We start from the raw sequence: 18,665 nt of genomic DNA, 5'->3' as shown, positions 1-18,665 counted from the left end.
GGGGCGACCGCCGGCGGCGTCGGCTCGGGCTGTGCGACCGGCTGCGGGTCGCCGGACAGCGCCCACACCAGTCCGGCGGTCGCGGCCACCGCCACGGCGGCGGCGATGCCGGCCTTCGCGGGTGCCCCGAGCCCCTCGGCCGCGGCGGCGGAGGTCCCCGCGGCGGTGGACGAGCCGGCACCGGCCGCCGCGGCGGCCGCACCGGCTCCGGCGGCGCCCGCACCCCCGCCACCGGCCCCGCCGACCGTCTACCGGATCAGCCGGCTGGACTACGGCGTCTTCGGCGACGGCACCAAGCCCGAGGTACGGCTCGGTGACAGCAGCTGGATGTGGCAGCGCGACGGGCTGTCCATGGGCGGCACGCGATACGCGCACGGCGTGAGCGTGCACGCGCCGTCCTCCCTCACCATCGACCTCAACCGCCGGTGCGTCGGCTACGAGGCCCTCGTCGGCGTCGACGACCTCAGCGCCCCGCTCGGCGTCGGCGGGGTCCGCTTCTCGGTCTACGGCGACGGCGAACGGCTCTGGCGCTCCGAGGTGGTGGAGGCCGGCGACCCGCCGGTGCCGGTCCAGGTGAACCTCGCCGGCCGCGGCACGATCCGTCTGGTGGTGGAACCGCACACGCCGTTCGGCCGGGTCGCGATCGCGGACTGGGCCCGGTCGCAGATCACCTGCGCGTAGGGCGTGTGGCGAAAGGGGCGCCGTCCGCGCGGAGGGCGGGCCCCGCGGCGCCTGGTGCGTGCGATCGCAAGGCGGAGGGCCGCCCTCGTACCGGGCGTACTCGGGCGACCCGACGACGCGGCGCGGGGGCACCTCCCGTGCCGAAAGGCCACGGGGGAACGTGCCAGGCGTCGCGCGGCGGGCGGGACTCTCGCCACACGCCCCAGGAGGTCGGGACGGCCTCCTACGCCCCCACCAGCGCGGCGACCCCGTCGAGGTCGAGAGGGGCCCCGGAGGCGTACGCGGCGGCGTACCCGTCCTCGCCGAGCGCCGCGCGGGCCCGGGTGGCGATCTCGTCCGCCTTCCGCAGCTCCGGCACCGCCCGGGGTGTGTCGCCGCGCCAGGTGTCGGCGGCGGCCAGGACCGCGACCGCCGGGGCGTGCCGCCCACCCAGGGCGAGCGCGAGTGCCACCCCCTCCGCGAGGTGGGTGGTGACGAAGTCGGCGCAGCGGGCCTCCCGCGCCTCCCGCAGCGCGGCGACGGCCTCCTCGACCGCCGCGTCGCCCCCGCCCTCGTACGCCCGGATCCGGGCACCGAGCCCGGCCAGCAGCGTCTGGAAGTGCCGGGGCGGCGTGCTGGCGGCGAGGTGCTCCATGGCCACGTCGAGGTGCGCGCGGGCGGCCGTCACGTCGCCCCGGTGGAGGGCGATCGCCGAGCGCATGAAGCGGAGGTAGGTCTCCGTGTCGTTGACGCGGTGGCGCTCGGCCTCCGCGGCGGCCTCGTCCAGTCCCTTCTCCGCGCCGTCCATGTCGCCGACGAGATAGCGGAGTTCGGCGAGCCGGGCGATGAGGAAGGGCGCCTCGGCGTGTGCCCCGACCTCGCGGGCGAGGGCGAGCGCCTCCTCGTAGTCCTCGCCGGCCTCCGCGTGCCGGCCGCGCATCATGTTCGCCTCGGCCGCCGCGCTCGCCACCTGCGCCCGCATCCAGCGGTCGCCCACCCGGCGGGACAGCGACCGCAGCTCGACCAGGTCCTCGTCCAGGTCGGGCGTCCCACCGGGCATGTCGATCGCCATGTGCGTGCGGAACATCAGGCTGACGCCGATCTCCCACTCGCCGCCGTGCCGGCGGCAGTTGTCGACGGACGCGTCCAGCATGGCGAGCACGTCGGACGACGACTCGGTGAAGTACGCCGTGAACGGCCACAGCATCCCGGGGAAGCGGGCCGCCTGCGGGCCGGGCCGCTCGCCGAACGCCTCGCGCACCCGCCGGACCAGCGCGAGGAGTTCGGGGTCCGCGAAGAAGTCGCCGACGACGTGGTTCTCCGCCGCGAGGAAGAACTGCAGCATCCGCAGCTCCTTGCGGGGCCAGTACCGCGGGTCGGCCGGATCGTCGGGGTCCTCGCCCAGCCGGACCGTGCGGGCGACCCAGACCACCGCCTCGGAGCGGTAGTTGCGCAGCCACCAGAACCAGCCCATCGCGAAGACCAGCCGGAGGGCGGCCGCCTCGTCGGAGGCGAGGATCGCGCGGTGGAGCGCGGCCCGGATGTTGTCGAGTTCGGCCTCGATCCGCCCGATCCAGGGGAGCTGCTCGCCGGAGCGGAGCCGGGGCTCGGCCTCCTCGGCGAGGGCGGTGAAGTGCGCGGTGTGGGCGGCCTCGGCGGCGGCCAGCACGTCGGGGGTCTCGGCGGCCCGCTCGACGGCGTACTCGTGGATGGTCTCCAGGAGGCGGTAGCGCATCGCGCCGGCCTCGGTGGGGGCGGCGACGACCAGGGACTTGTCGACGAGGGCCCCGAGGGAGTCGGCGGCGCCGGGCCCCAGCGCCTCGGCGGCGGTGAGGTCCCAGCCGCCGGCGAAGACGGAGACCTGGCGCAGCAGGGTCCGCTCCTCGGGTTCGAGGAGGTCCCAGGACCAGTCGACCACCGCGCGGAGGGTCTGCTGCCGGGGCAGGACGGTCCGGCTGCCGGAGGTGAGGAGCTGGAAGCGGTCGTCGAGCCGGTCGGCGATCTGGCGCGGGCTGAGCAGGCGCAGCCGGGCGGCGGCGAGTTCGATGGCGAGGGGGAGCCCGTCGAGCCGGCGGCAGATCTCGTCGACGGCGCCGAGGTCCTCGGTGGGGTCGAAGCCGGGCCGGACGGCGCCGGCGCGCTCGGCGAAGAGGCGGTGGGCCGGGTGGGGCGGCAGCGGCTCGACGGGGCGGACGGTCTCGCCGGGAACGCCGAGCGGCTCGCGGCTGGTGGCGAGGACGCGCAGCCGGGGGCAGTGGGTCAGGAGGGTCTCGGCGAGGGCGGCCGCCGCCTCGATGACGTGCTCGCAGTTGTCGAGGACCAGGAGCAGGGAGCGGTCGGCGAGGTGGTCGACGAGGACGGCGGTGGGATCGTCCTGAAGGGGCTGGCCCTCGCGGGTGATCAGGTTGGTCTCGCGCAGGCGGAGGGCGGAGAGGACGGCGCCGGGGGCGGCGTCGGGGTCGTCGAGCGGGGCGAGTTCGACGAGCCAGGCGGGTCCGGGGACGGCCCGGGCGGCCTCCTCGGCGAGACGGGTCTTCCCGGAGCCGCCGGGTCCGGTGAGGGTGACGAGGCGGGAGCCGACGAGGTCGGAGCGCAGCGCGGCGAGTTCGGGTTCGCGGCCCACGAAGGAGGTGAGCCGGGGCCGGATGTTCCCGGCCTCCTCACGTGGGGTGGACCGGGGCGGCGGCGACGGCAGCGGCTTCGGCGGTACGACGGGGGCGACCGCCGGCGGCGTCGGCTCGGGCTGTGCGACCGGCTGCGGGTCGCCGGACAGCGCCCACACCAGTCCGGCGGTCGCGGCCACCGCCACGGCGGCGGCGATGCCGGCCTTCGCGGGTGCCCCGAGCCCCTCGGCCGCGGCGGCGGAGGTCCCCGCGGCGGTGGACGAGCCGGCACCGGCCGCCGCGGCGGCCGCACCGGCTCCGGCGGCGCCCGCCACTCCGCCGGCGACCACACCGGCCGCCTTGAGGGAGAAGCCGGCGGCGAACCAGCCGATGACGGCGATCGGCAGCAGCGCCGGGATCCCCGCGTTGACGTGCGCCAGCTCTCCGGCCGCGAGCCGGCACCTGGCGCACTCCTCCAGGTGTTTGCGCAGGCCCCGCTCGGCCCGCATGCGCAGCCCGCCGCGCGCGTAGGCGCCGAGCCGGTCGGCGTAGCGGGCGCAGTCGCCGCCCGCGGTGAGCGTCTGGCTGACGTGGGCCTGGAGGTAGGCCTGCTTGAGGCCCTCGCGGGCCCGGCTGGCCAGGACGGCGGTGGCATTGGCGGTCAGGCCGAACAGCGGCGCGACCTCGCTGGGCGACTCCTCCTCGACGGTGGTGTGCCACAGCACGGCCTGCCAGCGCTCGGGCAGCGAGCGGAACGCCTGCATGGCCAGCGACTGTTCGGCCTCGTGCATGGCCCGTACCTCGGCGCCCAGGTCGAGGGTGTCCTGGTCGGAGACCTCGGACGTGCGGGATGCCTGGGCGGCGAACACCGCGAAGTCCTCGACCAGGTGCTCCCGCTTCTGCGTCCGCGTCCACTGCGCCGCCACCCGCCGGACGGTGGTCAGCAGATAGGCGCGGACGGCGTGGGCGGGTCCCGCACCGCCCCGCACGGCCTGGAGGGTGCGCGCGAAGACCTCCGCCGTCAGGTCGTCCGCGGTGTGCGCGTCCCGGCAGCAGGTCCGGGCGTACCGGCGCACGGCCTCGGAGTGGCGGCGGAACAGCTCCTCGTACGCGCTGTCGTCGCCTTCCCGCATCCACTGGACCAGGTCGGCGTCGGAGGGCGGCAGTTCGACCGCCGGGGGCAGGACGCCCTCGGACTCGGGACTCGCCGCGGCGCCCCCGGTACCGGCGTCGGCCGCCGGGACGGCGGCCGGACGCGGCCCGCGCTCCCGCTGCGGCGGCACGCTGGCCTCGGCCGCTCCCGTGGACCCGGCGGGGCCCGCGGACGGGTGCCCCGGCACGCCGACGGGCGCCGCACCGGCGGGCGTTCGCGCGGGACCGGCGGGCCGGCCCTGGTTCGGCACCTGCCGGGGCGGCAGCTCGCCGGTCTCCGTGGCACCGCCGTCGAACCGCGGCTCGTCCCGACCGTCACCGCTCATCGCGGAAGCCCCCGTACGCACGCTCAGACCCGGACACCGCGCAAGCGTCCCACAGAGCACGGGCACGCCGAGGCCGCGCGGCCACCTACCACTCGTCCGGGGTGAGTTCCCGTATCCGGGCGTAACCGTTCACCCGTTCGTGCGACGATCAACGGTCCGAACGGACCTGCCGGGAGCACGGCCCAAGGGGCCGCGTGACGTACGCGCCCCGCCGCCTACCGCGAGCGCAGACCCTCCAGCAGGATGTCCAGCAGCCGGGCCGAGGCCGCCGCCTGCTGCGCCGCGTCCGGCAGCGCCGGAGCCGCCGTCGCGATCACGAGCAGCACGTCCGCGACGGTCACGTCCGTACGCAGCTCACCCGCCGCCCGCGCCCGGTCGACCAGCTGCCCCACGACCTCCAGGAGTTCCGCCGCGCCGGCGTCGTCCTGCTCGGCCGCCGGTGCCTGCCGGGGAGCACCCACCCGGGACCCCGCCGACTCGGCGAAACCCCGCTGGTGCGGCACCCGCGCCCCGTCCGCCGCGACCGGAACCGGCAGCACCGCGTCGGCGACGCTCTCGTCCACCTGCACCCGCAGCACCTGCGGCGGCAGCAGCCGGCCCGCGCCGGAAGCCACCGACGTCCGCAGGAAACGGGACAGCGCCGACCACGGCTCGTCCTCCTGGCCGAGAGCGGTCCGGGCCTGCTCGGTCAGCCGCGCGGTCTCCTCCTCGGCTATCCGGCGGACCAGCACGTCCTTGCTCGGGAAGCGGCGGTAGACCGTACCCACCCCGACCCGGGCGCGCCGCGCCACGTCCTCCATCGGTGCCCCGTAACCGAGTTCACCGAAGACCTCGCGCGCCGCGCGCAGCACGTGCTCCAGATTCCGCTGCGCGTCCACGCGCAGCGGAGCGGAGCGGCCGACGGTCGCCGTCGCCCCGGTACGTCCTTCGACCGGGCCGTCGACCGGTGCGACGACAGCCTGCCAATGCGAATCCTGAATGTGCATAAGCGTTCCCCCGCTCATGATGTCTCCCCCCGGAGACTTCCCCGCCCTGACACGGGATCCCGGACCGGCTCTCTGTGCTCTGGTCCACGCACAGCGCTCCGATACCCCGACGAGGTACGAACATAGTTGAGTCGAGGTCAATTCAGAAGGGGCAGTTCCGTACGGTGCGCCCCCCGATCGGAGCAAGGACCGGAAGCCTCCCGATTCTGCCCGCTCCACTGCCCCCATATCCTCAACCTGACCTGCGCATTCTTCCGTGTACCGACCCCGTGCGCCACCCCACGCCTCCGCACTCCTCCGGTCACACAATTTGCCGGGCCTGTGGACAAACCCCGGACGGCGTTGCGTCATGGGACAGTGACCGAACCTGCGCGCGTTCTCGTTGTCGGCGGTGGCTACGTCGGGATGTACACCGCACTGCGTCTGCAGCGGCAGCTCAAGGCCGAGCTGCGCAGCGGTGCTGTCGAGATCGTGGTGGTCACACCCGACCCGTACATGACGTACCAGCCGTTCCTGCCGGAGGCCGCGGCCGGATCCATCTCCCCGCGCCACGTCGTCGTCCCGCTGCGCCGCCTCCTCGACGGATGCCGCATCGTCATCGGCGAGGTCCACTCCGTCGACCACGCCGAGCGCACGGTCACCCTCTCCACCCTCGCCACCGAGGAGGAGGGCACGGGCAGCACCCGGCTCACCTACGACGAACTGGTCATGGCCGCCGGCTCCGTCTCCCGCACCCTCCCCGTCCCCGGGCTCGCCGACTACGCCATCGGCTTCAAGACCGTCGAGGAGGCCATCGGACTGCGCAACCACGTCATCGAGCAGATGGACATCGCCTCCTCCACCCGCGACCCCGCCCTGCGCGACGCCGCCCTCACCTTCGTCTTCGTCGGCGGCGGCTACGCCGGCGTCGAGGCGCTCGCCGAGCTGGAGGACATGGCCCGCTACACCGCGCGGTACTACCACAACGTCAAGCCCGAGGACCTGCGCTGGATCCTCGTCGAGGCGTCCGACCGGATCCTGCCCGAGGTCGGCGAGGAGATGGGCCGCTACGCCATCCGGGAGCTGCGCGGCCGCAACATCGACGTGCGCCTCGGCACCCGGCTCGAGACCTGCGAGGACCGCGTGGCCGTCCTCAGCGACGGCACCCGCTTCCCCACCCGCACCGTCGTCTGGACGGCCGGCGTCAAACCCGCGCCCGTCCTGGCCTCCACCGACCTGCCCCTCGACGAGCGCGGCAGGCTCAGGTGCACCGCGAAGCTGACCGTCGAAGGCGTCGAGCACGCCTGGGCCGCCGGCGACGCCGCCGCCGTCCCCGACGTCACGGCGGACGAACCGGGCCGCACCTGCGCCCCCAACGCCCAGCACGCCGTCCGCCAGACCAAGGTGCTCGCCGAGAACATCGCCGCCTCCCTGCGCGGGCAGCCGCTCAAGGAGTACGCCCACAAGTACGTCGGCTCGGTCGCCTCCCTCGGACTGCACCAGGGCGTGGCGCACGTCTACGGACGCAAACTCAAGGGATACCCGGCATGGTTCATGCACCGCGCCTACCATCTGAGCCGCGTCCCGACCTTCAACCGCAAGGCCCGGGTCCTGGCCGAATGGACCCTGTCCGGCCTGTTCAAACGTGAGATCGTCTCGCTCGGCTCCCTGGAGCACCCACGAGCCGAGTTCGAACTCGCCGCCGCGCCCCCGCCCCCCAAGAACGGCCCCCGGCCGCTCTGACACCGATGTCAGTGCGGCCGGTCACACTGGACGTGTGACCATAGGTGGGCCCACACCTGCACAGAGTGACTCAGCACGGCCAACGACACCACGAGGCATACAGATCCGTGAACTTCACCCGTTGGAGCGCCCGGCTCCCCGGCACACAGCGCCGCACGGCGGCGCGGGGGACCGAGGGCTCCGTGCCCGCGGCCCGCGGTGAGTACGGCCCGCAGCTGGAGCCCCTCGCCGACGACGTCCCCGTACTCGAGGACTTCTCCGCACGGGAGATCATCGGCAGGCTCCCCGGCCTCGTCGCACTCGCGTACGGCCCCGAGCACCGCATCGCCTACGTCAACGACGCCTACGCCGCCGCCTTCGGACCCCGCCTCGCCGGGACCACCGTCGCCGACGCCTGCCCCGAGGCCCACGAACTCGGCCTGCTGCCCCTCATGGACCAGGTCCTGCGCAGCGGCAAGCCCCGCACCGTCAAGTCCCGCAAGACCCGCGAAGGCGGCTCGTACACCGTCACCTGCCTGCCCGTGGAGTCTCCGCGCCTTCCCGACGGCGGGGTCCTCGTCCACGCCGCCGACGTCACCGACCACGCGGAGGCCGCCGAACGCCTCCGCGCCAGCGAACGCCGCCACCGCGAGACGGCCGTCACCCTCCAGCGCTCCCTCCTCCCGCAGGAACTGGAGCAGCCCGACGACCTGCGCATCGCCGCCACCTACCAGCCCGGCGTCACCGACGCGGCCGTCGGCGGCGACTGGTACGACGTCATCACCCTCGGAGCCGGCCGCACCGCCCTCGTCATCGGCGACGTGATGGGCCGTGGCGTCCGCGCCGCCGCCGTCATGGGCCAGCTCCGCACCGCCGTCCGCGCGTACGCCAGGCTCGACCTGCCCCCGCACGAGGTCCTCCAGCTGCTCGACGGCCTCGCCGCCGAGATCGACGCCAGCCAGATCGCCACCTGCGTCTACGCGGTCCACGACCCCAACGAGGGCCGGCTCGTCTACGCCTCCGCCGGCCACCTCCCCATCCTCGTCCGGGACGAGGACGGCACGGTCCGCCGCGCGGAGGACCCCACCGGACCCCCGCTCGGCACCGGCGGCTGGCTCCACACCTCGGGCACGATCGCCCTGCCCCCGGGCTCCACCGCCGTCCTCTACACCGACGGACTCGTCGAACGCCGCCGCGAGGACATCGACGAGGGCGTCGCCGCCCTCGAACGCGCCCTCTCCGGGGCCCTCGGCACCCCCCAGGTCGTCTGCGACCGGCTGCTCCGCTCGCTCGGCGTCACCGCCGAGCACGACGACGACGTCGCGGTACTGGTCGTCCAGCACCCCGCCCGCAAGGGACCGGACGCCGAGCTCTTCCACAACGCCGCCCTGGAACTCCTCGGCGGCGTGGAAGCCGCACCACGCGCCCGGGCCTTCGCCTCCGGAGTCCTGTCCAGCTGGCGCTTCCCGGTCGAACTGCGCGACCTGGGCGTCCTCGCCACCAGCGAACTGGTGGCCAACTCCCTCCAGCACGGCACCCCGCCCATGCGGCTGCGCCTGCGGCGCACCGACCGGCGACTGATCATCGAGGTCACCGACGGCGACGACCATCTGCCCCGGCGCCGCCGGGCGGAGACGGAGGACGAGGCGGGCCGCGGCATCTCGATCATCGCCACGATCGCCTCGTCCTGGGGAAGCCGACGCACCCCCGGCGGCGGCAAGGCCGTCTGGTGCGAGTTCGCCCTGCCGGACTGACCGGGCCCCGGCCCGGTCAGTCCCTTCCCGGGAGCACCCCTACGCGGCGGCCGTCTCCTTCTCCGGCTGGTGCCGGGCCACCACCCGCGACACCGCGACGAGCGACGGCTGGTCCTGCGCCGGGGCGAGCTGCCTGCCCAGCCGGAGCGCCAGGAACGTGATCCCGAGCGAGAACAGCACGAAGGTCACGATGTACGGCCCGTGCAGCGCCGCCCCCATCGGCCCGCCCACGGCCGGGCCGACCGCCAGCGCGAGCTGCTTGACCAGCGCGAACGCCGAGTTGTACTGCCCGACCATCGCCTCCGGAGCCAGGTCCGCCACCAGCGGCGCCACGGTCGGCGACAGCATCGCCTCGCCGAGCCCGAACAGCGCGTACGTCGAGATGAACGCGGCGGTCGCCATCGTCCGGCTGCCGTGCCCGAGACCCGCGTACCCCGCGATGACCCACGCCACGGCCCAGATCAGACCGACGGCCGCGATCACCCGCGTGCGCCGCCGACGCTCGACGAACCGCAGCACCACGAACTGGGCGGCGACGATGACGGCCGTGTTGGCGGCCAGCGCGACACCGAGCGTGGACGGCTCGATCCCGGCGGCCTCGGTGCCGTACGCCGCGAGACCCGACTCGAACTGCCCGTAGCAGGCGAAGAACAACACGAAGCCCAGGACGCACAGCTGCACCATGGCCCGGTGCCCGAGCAGCGCACGGATCCCGCCGCCCTTCGACGCGGCCGGCCGGGTGCCCTGCAGAGCGGGGGAGCCCGGCATCCGGACGGTCAGCACGATGCCCGCCAGCACCAGGAACATCACGGCCTCGATCGAGAAGAGCAGCAGGAAGCTGCCCGGCCGGCTCTCGTCGACCAGCTGGCCGCCGATCAGGCCGCCGACACCGAGGCCCAGGTTCTGCAGGAAGAACTGCATGGCGAATGAACGGGTCCGGCCCGCCGGATCCGAGCACCACACGATCATCGTCGCGAGCGCCGGCTGCATCACGGCCGTACCGGCACCGAGCAGCGCCGCCGCGCCGACCACCGCGGCCACGCTCCCGGCGAGCCCCATCCCCAGCGCGCCCAGCGACGCCAGCACCGCGGCGACCGTCAGCACGGGCAGCGGCCCGCGCCGGTCGATGGCCCGCCCGCTGAAGGGGAGGACGAGGAGCGCGGCCATGGCGAAGACGGCAAGGACGACGCCCGCGGTACTCGCGCCCAGATCCCGCACCTGGGCGACGTACACATAGAGGTACGGCACGGTGAAGCCGAGTCCGAACGCGCTCAGCGCGCTGCCTGCCTGGATCCGGCGCATCGCTGCGCCCATCGCCTTGGTCACACTCACCCACTTCGATCGGGGGCTTCAGCCTTGTAGGACTGAACCCTGAAGACTTCAACAGTAAAGTTAGAACCTGAACAATACACATTGAAGGACTTCAAGGCCAACGGAAGCCGTGGGATACTCCCCGCATGTCCGACACCCCCGAGCAGTCCGGCCCGCAGTCCCTGCAGGAGCCGACCCTCGACGAGCAGATCGCGGCCTACCAGCGCGAGTACCGGGAGCTCGATCCCCAGGTCGAGAAGGTGGTCTCCGCCCTCGGCCGGCTGAACCGCCGGATGAACGTGGCGTACGGCCGCCAGCTCGCCGACCTCGGCATCAGCAACGCGGAGTGGGAGGTCCTCAAGACCCTCGTCCTCGCCGGCGACCCCTACCGTCTGGGTCCGGGTGAGCTGGCGAAGCGGCTGGGCCTCACCCCGGCCGCGATGACCCACCGCATCGACCGGATGGCCGGCGAGGGCCTGGTCACCCGCGACCGCGACGAGACCAACCGCGTCCGGGTGATCGTCGAGCTGACCGACGAGGGCCGCTCGAAGTGGCTCGAGGCGATGCGCATGGCGACGGGCTTCGAGGAGGACCTCCTCCAGGACCTGACGAGCGACGAGCGCGGCGTCCTCGGCGAGATGCTGATCCGCCTGCTCAGGAGGGTGGAGCACACCCAGCCGGACGCCGGCGGCCGCCTGCAGGACCTCGACTGAGCGGACCGGGCCTCAGGCCCCGGACCCCCCTCCGGTCGACCACCGGAGGGGGGTTGACACGCCCCCTCCGTATCCGTAGTGTTCTCCGAGTTGTCACGGGACCGGAACGGTTCTGCGGCAGCCACTCCCGCCGCAATAGCGGCAACTCAACTCAGCACGACCTCCCTACCGGGACGAATTTCGGCATGCCGAAATTCATTTCGAAAGACTCGATTATGAGTCGCCGGGGAAACCCGCTAGAGTTTGAGCGTCGGAACGGCCCAACAGCCGCAAAGACAAAACCCGCTGACTGGGAATCAGGCCCGAAAGGATCTGATAGAGTCGGAACCGCCGGAAGGGCCCGGAGCGAAAGCGAATGGGACCGGAAAGCACCGAGGAAATCGGGTCGGAAAGATCTGATAGAGTCGGAAACGCAAGACCGAAGGGAAAAGCCCGGAGGAAAGCCCGAGAGGGTGAGTACGAAGGAAGCGTCCGTTCCTTGAGAACTCAACAGCGTGCCAAAAATCAACGCCAGATTAGTTGATACCCCGTCCATCTTCGGATGGTCGAGGTTCCTTTGAAGTCCTACTGGCCCTTGTGGCAGGTAGGCAAAAAACACAGCGAGGACGCTGTCGCAGACCGGGCCCGGGGGCGGTCGCCGGGGCTTCGGGCACCCGGGCCGGGGCGGCCACGGGAATGCCGCTCGTGAGGGACCCGCCGCCCGGAACGGAAACCCCGACCGGCCCGGTCACGAGCCCGGCGCTGCCGTCGGTGACGTGCCCGGTGCCCGGCGGCGGCGGGGATCCGGCGGGGGATTCCCCGGCGGCGGCCGGCCTCGTGGGGGCGAGCCGCGTCTCGTCGGCGACCGGCGTCACCCCGGCATCCGCCTCCACCCCGTGCGCGGCCTTCGGCGAGACCCGGCGGCGCGTCGTGGCCGAGGCGGGGTGCCCGGCGGCGTACGCGCTCCGCCTGTCCTCCCGTACCGCCCGCCAGCGCGCCAGCGTCCCCACGACGAACACCGTGAGGACCGCGAGCACCATCAGCTCACCGATGAGGACGCCCCAGAACAGGCCGTACCCCGACAGCGCGCCCGGCGGTGTCTCCGGCCACGCGGCCGCCAGGTCCTGGGGCCGGCCGACCAGCGAGCGGACGGCCAGCGGGGTCCTGGTGAAGGTGACCCCGGCCGGCCAGGCGCCCCGTGAGAACAGGGCGGACAGGCCGGTCGCCGTCCACACCAGCAGGATCAGACTGAGCAGGAACCCCAGGAGCCCCACCAACAGCCCGTCGGGCACGCCACCTTCCCGTCGCTCCCCGGTCATCTCACGCCACCGTGGACTCGGAGGGGTCGTTCAGCTGCCGCTCCATCAGGGCGGCCCGTTGCTCCGCCTCCCATTCGGCGGCCTGGATGTCCTCCGGCAGGTCGTGGATCGGCGCCGACTCCGTCATGGCGCGGTCGGTGTAGACGAGCGGCCGTTCCTTCTCCGTGATGAGGTGCTTGACCACCTGCACGTTGCCGTTGACGTCCCAGACGGCGATACCGGGCGTCAGGGTCGGGATGATCTCCACCGCCCAGCGCGGCAGCCCGAGGACCCGGCCCGTCGATCTGGCCTCGTCGGCCTTCTGGGCGTAGATCGTCCTGGTCGAGGCCATCTTCAGGATCGCCGCCGCCTCCCGGGCCGCGGCTCCGTCGACCACGTCGGAGAGATGGTGCACCACCGCCACGAAGGACAGGCCGAGGCGTCGCCCGAACTTCAGCAGCCGCTGGAACAGCTGCGCCACGAAGGGGCTGTTGATGATGTGCCAGGCCTCCTCGACCAGGAAGATGCGCTTCTTCCGGTCGGGGCGGATCCAGGTGTGCTCCAGCCAGACGCCGACGATCGCCATGAGGATCGGCATGGCGATCGAGTTGCGGTCGATGTGGGACAGGTCGAAGACGATCAACGGCGCGTCCAGGTCGATGCCCACGGTCGTCGGACCGTCGAACATGCCGCGAAGGTCGCCGTCGACCAGCCGGTCGAGGACGAGCGCCACGTCCAGGCCCCAGGCCCGCACGTCGTCTATGTCGACGTTCATCGCCTCCGCCGACTCCGGCTTCGGATGCCGCAGTTGCTCGACGATGTCGGTGAGGATCGGCTGGCGGTCGGTGATGTTCTCGTTGACGAAGGCGTGCGCCACCTTGAGCGCGAACCCGGAACGCTCGTCCAGGCCGTGCCCCATCGCGACCTCGATGATCGTACGGAGCAGGGCGAGCTGCCCCGTCGTGGTGATCGACGGGTCGAGCGGGTTGAGCCGGATGCCGGCGTCGTTGGCGACCATCGGGTCGAGGCGGATGGGGGTTATCCCCAGCTCCTGCGCGATGAGGTTCCATTCGCCGACACCGTCCTCGCCCTGGGCGTCGAGGACGACGACCTGACGGTCACGGAAGCGCAGCTGGCGCAGGACGTACGTCTTCTCCAGCGCCGACTTGCCGTTGCCCGACTCGCCGAGCACCAGCCAGTGGGGCGCCGGGAGCTGCTGCCCGTACAGCTGGAAGGGGTCGTAGATGTACCCCTTGCCGCTGTACACCTCGCGGCCGATGATGACGCCGGAGTCGCCGAGGCCGGGGGCCGCGGTGGGCAGGTAGACGGCCTGGGCCTGTCCGGTCGAGGTGCGCACGGGCAGCCGCGTGGTCTCCACCTTCCCGAAGAGGAAGGAGGTGAACGCTTCGGTCAGGGCGGTCAACGGATCTCGCATGTGCACGGGCCCCTTAGCGGCTAGCGGCGGATGCCGGTCGCGAACGGCAACGTGTTCACAAAGGCCCGGTGGTGCTCGCGGTCGCACCACTCCAGCTTCAGATACGACTTGCCGGCGGAGGCCCTGATCGTGCGCTTGTCCCTGGCCAGAGCCTCTGGCGAACGCGCCGACACAGTGATGTACCCGACGAGGTTGACGCCCGCCGCGCCACTGGCGAGATCTTCACCCCGCTGGTCGAGCCGGCCGTGCGCGGCGATGTCGCGCGGGTCGACGGTGCGGTTCATCTTGGCCTGGCGCGAGGCCTCCGCCTCGTCGTTGGTCTTCTCCGTGAGCATGCGCTCGATGGCGACCTCGGTGGGCTCCAGGTCCATCGTCACCGCGACCGTGCGGATCACGTCGGGCGTGTGGACCAGCAGCGGGGCGAGGAAGTTGACGCCGACCGGGGTCATCGGCCACTCCTTCACCCAGGCCGTGGCATGGCACCAGGGCGCACGGGTGGAGGACTCGCGGGTCTTCGCCTGCAGGTACGTCGGCTCCATCGCGTCCAGCTCGGCCGGCCAGGCGTTGCGCTTGGTCATCGCCTGGATGTGGTCGATGGGGTGGTCCGGGTCGTACATGGAGTGCACGAGCGAGGCCAGCCGGGACTGCCCGAGGGGCTGCCGTACACGGATGTCCGCCTCGGCGAGCCGGGCGCAGATGTCGGTGAGCTCGCGCGCCATGACGACGGCGAGACCGGCGTCGCGGTCGAGCTTGCGCGCGCCGGACGCGTGCCGGGCGGCCCGCGCCATGGCGTTGGCCTCGGCGGCCAGCTCGCGGGTGAAGTGCATGCAGGCGACGAGATAGGCGCGGTGCTGCTCGCTGGAGGTGGACACCATCGACTGCAGCTGGTCGTACGACTCCCGGAGCCACTCGGGCGCGTGCGCGTCACCGCGCTGGCCGACGTCCTTGGCGTGCGCGTCGGGGTCGGCGGGCAGGGTGCGGGCGAGCATCTGGAGGCGCGTGACGAAGCCGTCCCCGTTGGCGACGTGCTTCAGCAGCGTGCCGAAACGGTCCACCAGCGCTTCCTGGTCCTCGCTGTCGCGCAGACCGACGCCGGGGCCCTCGATCTCGATGGCGGCGGTGACGGTCCGGCGGTCGGCGTGGAGGAGAACGGCGATCTCGTCGGGCCCGAAGGGCGCGGCCAGCCAGTTGATCCGGCCGATGCCGGGCGGCGGCCCGACCTCGACCTCCCGCCCGTCGAGCCGCGTGCCGGCCTCGACGGCGGCGGACCGGTAGGCGGTACCGCGCTTGAGCGACCGCTTGTAACTGCGGTTGATCTCGAACCACTTGTAGAAGGTCCGGTGCTTGTACGGCACGTACACGGCGGCGAGGGCCAGCATCGGGAATCCGGTGAGCAGCACGATCCGCAGGGTGAGGGCGGGGACGAGGAGTCCGCTCATCATGCCGAGGAACGCCCCGGCGATGATCAGGGCGATCTCGCCGGTCTCACGGTTCTTGCCGACGATCGCGTTCGGCCGGGCACGGCCGATGAGATACGTACGGCGGGGCGCGACCGGCTGGGACTGGGTCGTCAACGCCCTCCACCTCCAGAGTTCTTGCGGTTGCTGTGCGGTGTGCCTGCGGTGGGACTGGTGCTGCTACGCGGCGGGGGTGCGGCGGAGGGGACAGATCCGCCGCCGCCCCCGCGGCTGCTGTGGGCGGCGACGCCGCCCGCCAGGGGGTTGGCGGGACGGGCGGCACTCGCGTTCCCGCCACCGCCGCCCTGACCGCCGTCGCCGCGTGCGCTGTGGGTCTTGATGCCCTGCGACACGAGCGAGGCGGGGGAGGAGATGACGGCGGCGGCCGCGTTCTCACCGGCGCGGTGGAGCCGGTTGTTGCGCGAGGCGACGATCTCGTCGCCGAAGCCGGGCACGAAGCGGTAGATCATCGCCGAGGCGAAGATCGCCAGCAGGATGATCGCGAGCCCGGACACGACCGCCGAGAACGAGTCGGGTCCGGTTCCGGAGGACAACGCGCCGGCGAGCCCGAGGACGATCACGATGACCGGCTTCACCAGGATGACGGCGATCATGATCCCGGCCCAGCGGCGGACGTGCCCCCACATGTTCTTGTCGACGAGGCCCGCGTACACGACGACGCCGAGCAGGGCGCCGACGTACAGCAGGACGGCCCGCAGGAACAGCTCCAGGTACAGCACGCCGGCGGCCAGCACCGTCACCAGGGACACGATGATCAGCATGATCGGCCCGCCGCCGATGGTGTCGCCCTTCTGCAGGGCCTGCTTGAAGCTCCCGAAGAAGACGTCGGTCTGCTGCCCGGTACCGGACGCGATGACCTCGGTGACGGCGTCGGTGGCGTTGACGACCGTGTACAGGATGAGCGGCGTGAACGCGGACGCCAGGACGGTCAGCCACAGGAACCCGATGGCCTCGGAGATCGCCGTGGTGAGCGGCACCCCGCGGATGGCGCGCTTGGCCACGGCGAGGAGCCAGAGGAGCAGCGTGAGGACGGTGGCGGCGGCGAAGACGATGGCGTAGCGGGCGAGGAACTGGGTGTTGGTGAAGTCGACGTCGGCGGTCCCCTTCACCGCCTTGGAGAGCGTGTCGACGATGGACACGGCGGCATCGGCGCACCCCCGCGCGAGGGAGGCGAGGGGGTCGAGGGCGGTGGCGGGGTCGTCGAGCCGGGCGTTGGGGGAACGGGATCCGCCTTCACCGTTCTGGCAGTAGTCGCGGGCGGGGCCGCGAATCAGGTCACAGGGGTTGTTGCTCGCGCTGGGACTCGGTGTCGGTGTCGGAGCGGCGAACGCGCGGGCAGACACGAGGACGGCGAACGTCTGCGCTCCAACGGTCAGTGCGGAAAGGGAAAGGGCTCGTCGAGATCGGTTAGCGGGCATAGGTGAACCCTCCGAACTGGTCAACGGCGTCTGCCATTTCACTTGCACTGGATGCGGCCTGGTCGCGAGCCACCGGCACGGGGCCGTCCTTCTGCTGGAAGTCGGCCACCTTCCAGTCGCCGTTGATCCATCTGAGCTGATACGTCGTCGTGTACCAGGACTCGGAGACGGGGTTCTGCGACCCCTCGCCCGCCAGACCGAACAACGACGAGAACCAGACGGAGACGGACGCCCTGTCGCCGTTGTAGTCCTCGACCTTCGAGCCGACGGGAATGACGCGGGAGATGAACGTCAGCCCGCTTGGGGCCTTGCCGTCCTCTTCGAGCCCGATACGAGTCAGGAAGCCCTTGTCGGAGTGGACCTTGTCGAGATCGCTTTGCCGCGCCGCGGCGATGTCCGGGGCATACACGGCATCGACGATCGCGTGACGCCGCGCCGCGTCGAACATGTCGGCGGAGCCGAGCGGAACGGAGTAGTTCACCGCCGCGCTCTGCGCCCCCTGCTGGTCGTGGGCGAAGCCCGCGGGGATCTGGCCGTTCTTGCCCGTCACCGGACGCACGCCCGTCGCCGACGTCGGCGCGCCGGAGCCCGGGCCCTTGCCCGTGGACGTGTCCGGGGAGTCCGCGCCGTCGCCGCCGCCGCGGTTGGCGAAGGCGATCGCCGCGACCAGCAGGACCACCACACCCACCACCGTGATGAGCGACCGCGAGCTGCGCGCCGCCGGGCGCCGGGCGCCCTCGTACACGTCGCCGCTGCCGCCCTCGGGCAGACGGGTACGGGTCTGGCCCGAACCGCCGCCGAAGCCGTCGTTCTCGTCGCCGAGACTCATGACGGGTACGCCCCCTCAACCGTTCGCGGGTACGACTCGAGCCGTGCTGGTCTCCGCGCAGGCGCGGTGTGGTGACTGGACATCAGGGAGTGCGTCCTCGGTGGTTAGACGGCCATCCCGTACACGATGGTGAAGAGCGTCCCCAGTGACCCGATGATGAAGACCCCGGTGAGGCCGGCCACGATGAGGCCCTTGCCCTGCTCGGCACTGAACGTGTCCCGGAGGGCGGTCGCGCCGATACGCTGCTTGGCCGCACCCCAGATGGCGATGCCGAGGCAGAGCAGGATGGCCACGGCCATCACGACCTCGATCATCACCTTGGCCTCATTGCCCAGGCTCCCGAAAGGCCCCCAGTTAGGGGCGATTCCACCGATGATGGTGGTGATGTCGCCCTTCTCGGCCGCCAGGTACATGTAACTCACCGCCCCTGTTGGGTAGTTCGTCGCCCCTGCCTGATGGCATGGGGCATCGCCCTATCTTCGCTGATGAAACCGCCCGCGTGTGACGGCTTGGCGGCTCTCTTTACCCGATCCCCGCACATTTGACCGAACCGACCGCGTTGACCTGCGACGGCGCGACCGGTTGTATGCGAAGAAGCGTATGGTCACTCTGTGTATCACGGAGGGTGACTCCGGGCAATGATTGTCGTTGTTGCACTCTTGGGGTGGTTGCGACGCGCGTAGGCGCTGGTGGATGGGGGTCTTGGGGGTGCGGGCCTTCGGGCTCTTGGACTCGGCGTTCCCCGGTTACTTCTGGTGGTTGGCCGCCCTCTCTCCGAGTGTGGCGGGTTACGGCGCCGCATCAAGGGCGCTCCTTCGTCGCGTCGGCTTCGCCGATTCCGCTTCGCTCCACCCTTGACCCGTCACCTCCACCCGCCTTTTCACACTCGGAGGGCGGCCCGGGAAAGGGGCCAGGGCAGGGGGTGCGCATTTCCTGGGCGCCATCGGCGTCCGTCCGCCTCGGGGTGGCTTCCCGCWSCCATTGAATGGGGCAGCTGGGCATGGCTCAGCGGGTGTCACTCG

At 72.2% G+C, this 18,665-nt stretch carries 13 protein-coding genes; 4 read left to right on the top strand and 9 right to left on the bottom strand.

The genetic code is table 11. The annotated features are described in order from the left end of the window. Window positions 1-681: NPCBM/NEW2 domain-containing protein (locus tag EAO71_RS17905; RefSeq protein ID WP_187282698.1), on the top strand; the 681-nt coding region annotated here is incomplete at its 5' end. Window positions 682-904: 223 nt separating this feature from the next. Here the strand turns inward: EAO71_RS17905 and EAO71_RS38880 are convergent. Continuing rightward, complete coding sequence (locus tag EAO71_RS38880) at window positions 905-4,741, bottom strand: sigma-70 family RNA polymerase sigma factor (RefSeq protein WP_261992175.1); 3,837 nt, start codon at window positions 4,739-4,741, stop codon at window positions 905-907. A 215-nt stretch (window positions 4,742-4,956) separates the two neighbouring features. Beyond that, window positions 4,957-5,727: a TetR/AcrR family transcriptional regulator gene (locus tag EAO71_RS17890; protein ID WP_147978635.1), complete on the bottom strand. Its 771-nt coding sequence runs from the start codon at window positions 5,725-5,727 to the stop codon at window positions 4,957-4,959. Between the two features lie 405 nt (window positions 5,728-6,132). Here EAO71_RS17890 and EAO71_RS17885 point away from each other — a divergent pair, with 405 nt between their 5' ends. Continuing rightward, window positions 6,133-7,449, top strand: a complete 1,317-nt coding sequence (locus EAO71_RS17885; protein WP_261992174.1) for an NAD(P)/FAD-dependent oxidoreductase — start codon at window positions 6,133-6,135, stop codon at window positions 7,447-7,449. A 107-nt stretch (window positions 7,450-7,556) separates the two neighbouring features. Continuing rightward, entirely contained in the window at window positions 7,557-9,182 is a 1,626-nt protein-coding gene (locus EAO71_RS17880; protein WP_147978633.1) for an ATP-binding SpoIIE family protein phosphatase, read from the top strand. Window positions 9,183-9,221: 39 nt separating this feature from the next. Here the strand turns inward: EAO71_RS17880 and EAO71_RS17875 are convergent, their stop codons facing one another. Further along, window positions 9,222-10,496 carry an MFS transporter gene (locus EAO71_RS17875; RefSeq protein WP_187282759.1) on the bottom strand — a complete coding sequence of 425 codons (1,275 nt, stop codon included), beginning with the start codon at window positions 10,494-10,496 and terminating at the stop codon, window positions 9,222-9,224. 143 nt (window positions 10,497-10,639) lie between these two features. On the opposite strand from EAO71_RS17875, the gene EAO71_RS17870 reads away from it, so the two are divergent. Continuing rightward, window positions 10,640-11,206: a MarR family winged helix-turn-helix transcriptional regulator gene (locus EAO71_RS17870; protein ID WP_147978632.1), complete on the top strand. Its 567-nt coding sequence runs from the start codon at window positions 10,640-10,642 to the stop codon at window positions 11,204-11,206. 515 nt (window positions 11,207-11,721) lie between these two features. Here the strand turns inward: EAO71_RS17870 and EAO71_RS40060 are convergent. The 6 genes from EAO71_RS40060 to EAO71_RS17835 all read right to left on the bottom strand — a co-directional run bounded on the left by EAO71_RS40060 (window position 11,722) and on the right by EAO71_RS17835 (window position 18,056). Further along, the gene (locus EAO71_RS40060) at window positions 11,722-12,477 is read right to left on the bottom strand and encodes a hypothetical protein (protein WP_410093977.1); all 756 of its coding nucleotides are present in this window, start codon (window positions 12,475-12,477) and stop codon (window positions 11,722-11,724) included. 28 nt (window positions 12,478-12,505) lie between these two features. Beyond that, window positions 12,506-13,918, bottom strand: coding sequence for an ATP-binding protein (locus EAO71_RS17855; RefSeq protein WP_147978631.1), 1,413 nt, complete (start codon window positions 13,916-13,918; stop codon window positions 12,506-12,508). Window positions 13,919-13,938: 20 nt separating this feature from the next. After that, window positions 13,939-15,492 carry an SCO6880 family protein gene (locus tag EAO71_RS17850; RefSeq protein ID WP_147978630.1) on the bottom strand — a complete coding sequence of 518 codons (1,554 nt, stop codon included), beginning with the start codon at window positions 15,490-15,492 and terminating at the stop codon, window positions 13,939-13,941. Next, complete coding sequence (locus tag EAO71_RS17845) at window positions 15,489-16,814, bottom strand: hypothetical protein (RefSeq protein WP_147978629.1); 1,326 nt, start codon at window positions 16,812-16,814, stop codon at window positions 15,489-15,491. Before EAO71_RS17845 ends, EAO71_RS17850 begins: the two co-directional genes overlap by 4 nt. Next, a complete protein-coding gene (locus EAO71_RS17840; protein WP_147978628.1) occupies window positions 16,804-17,643 on the bottom strand; it encodes a hypothetical protein in 840 nt (279 codons plus the stop codon). The genes EAO71_RS17845 and EAO71_RS17840 overlap by 11 nt, the downstream gene beginning before the upstream one ends. A 104-nt stretch (window positions 17,644-17,747) precedes the next feature. Beyond that, complete coding sequence (locus EAO71_RS17835; protein WP_024757447.1) at window positions 17,748-18,056, bottom strand: hypothetical protein; 309 nt, start codon at window positions 18,054-18,056, stop codon at window positions 17,748-17,750. Window positions 18,057-18,665: the final 609 nt, after the last annotated feature.

Source organism: Streptomyces sp. MS191, assembly GCF_008042125.1.
Classification (GTDB): domain Bacteria; phylum Actinomycetota; class Actinomycetes; order Streptomycetales; family Streptomycetaceae; genus Streptomyces.
Note: the sequence above shows the minus strand (reverse complement) of the source record. Positions and strands in the feature narration are given on the sequence as shown.

Bases quoted from the DNA above. Each gene is read 5' to 3' on its own strand.
- EAO71_RS38880 (WP_261992175.1), bottom strand. From the start codon at position 4,741: ATGAGCGGTGACGGTCGGGACGAGCCGCGGTTCGACGGCGGTGCCACG.
- EAO71_RS17890 (WP_147978635.1), bottom strand. From the start codon at position 5,727: ATGCACATTCAGGATTCGCATTGGCAGGCTGTCGTCGCACCGGTCGAC.
- EAO71_RS17885 (WP_261992174.1), top strand. From the start codon at position 6,133: ATGTACACCGCACTGCGTCTGCAGCGGCAGCTCAAGGCCGAGCTGCGC.
- EAO71_RS17875 (WP_187282759.1), bottom strand. From the start codon at position 10,496: ATGGGCGCAGCGATGCGCCGGATCCAGGCAGGCAGCGCGCTGAGCGCG.
- EAO71_RS17870 (WP_147978632.1), top strand. From the start codon at position 10,640: ATGTCCGACACCCCCGAGCAGTCCGGCCCGCAGTCCCTGCAGGAGCCG.
- EAO71_RS17855 (WP_147978631.1), bottom strand. From the start codon at position 13,918: ATGCGAGATCCGTTGACCGCCCTGACCGAAGCGTTCACCTCCTTCCTC.
- EAO71_RS17845 (WP_147978629.1), bottom strand. From the start codon at position 16,814: ATGCCCGCTAACCGATCTCGACGAGCCCTTTCCCTTTCCGCACTGACC.
- EAO71_RS17840 (WP_147978628.1), bottom strand. From the start codon at position 17,643: ATGAGTCTCGGCGACGAGAACGACGGCTTCGGCGGCGGTTCGGGCCAG.
- EAO71_RS17835 (WP_024757447.1), bottom strand. From the start codon at position 18,056: ATGTACCTGGCGGCCGAGAAGGGCGACATCACCACCATCATCGGTGGA.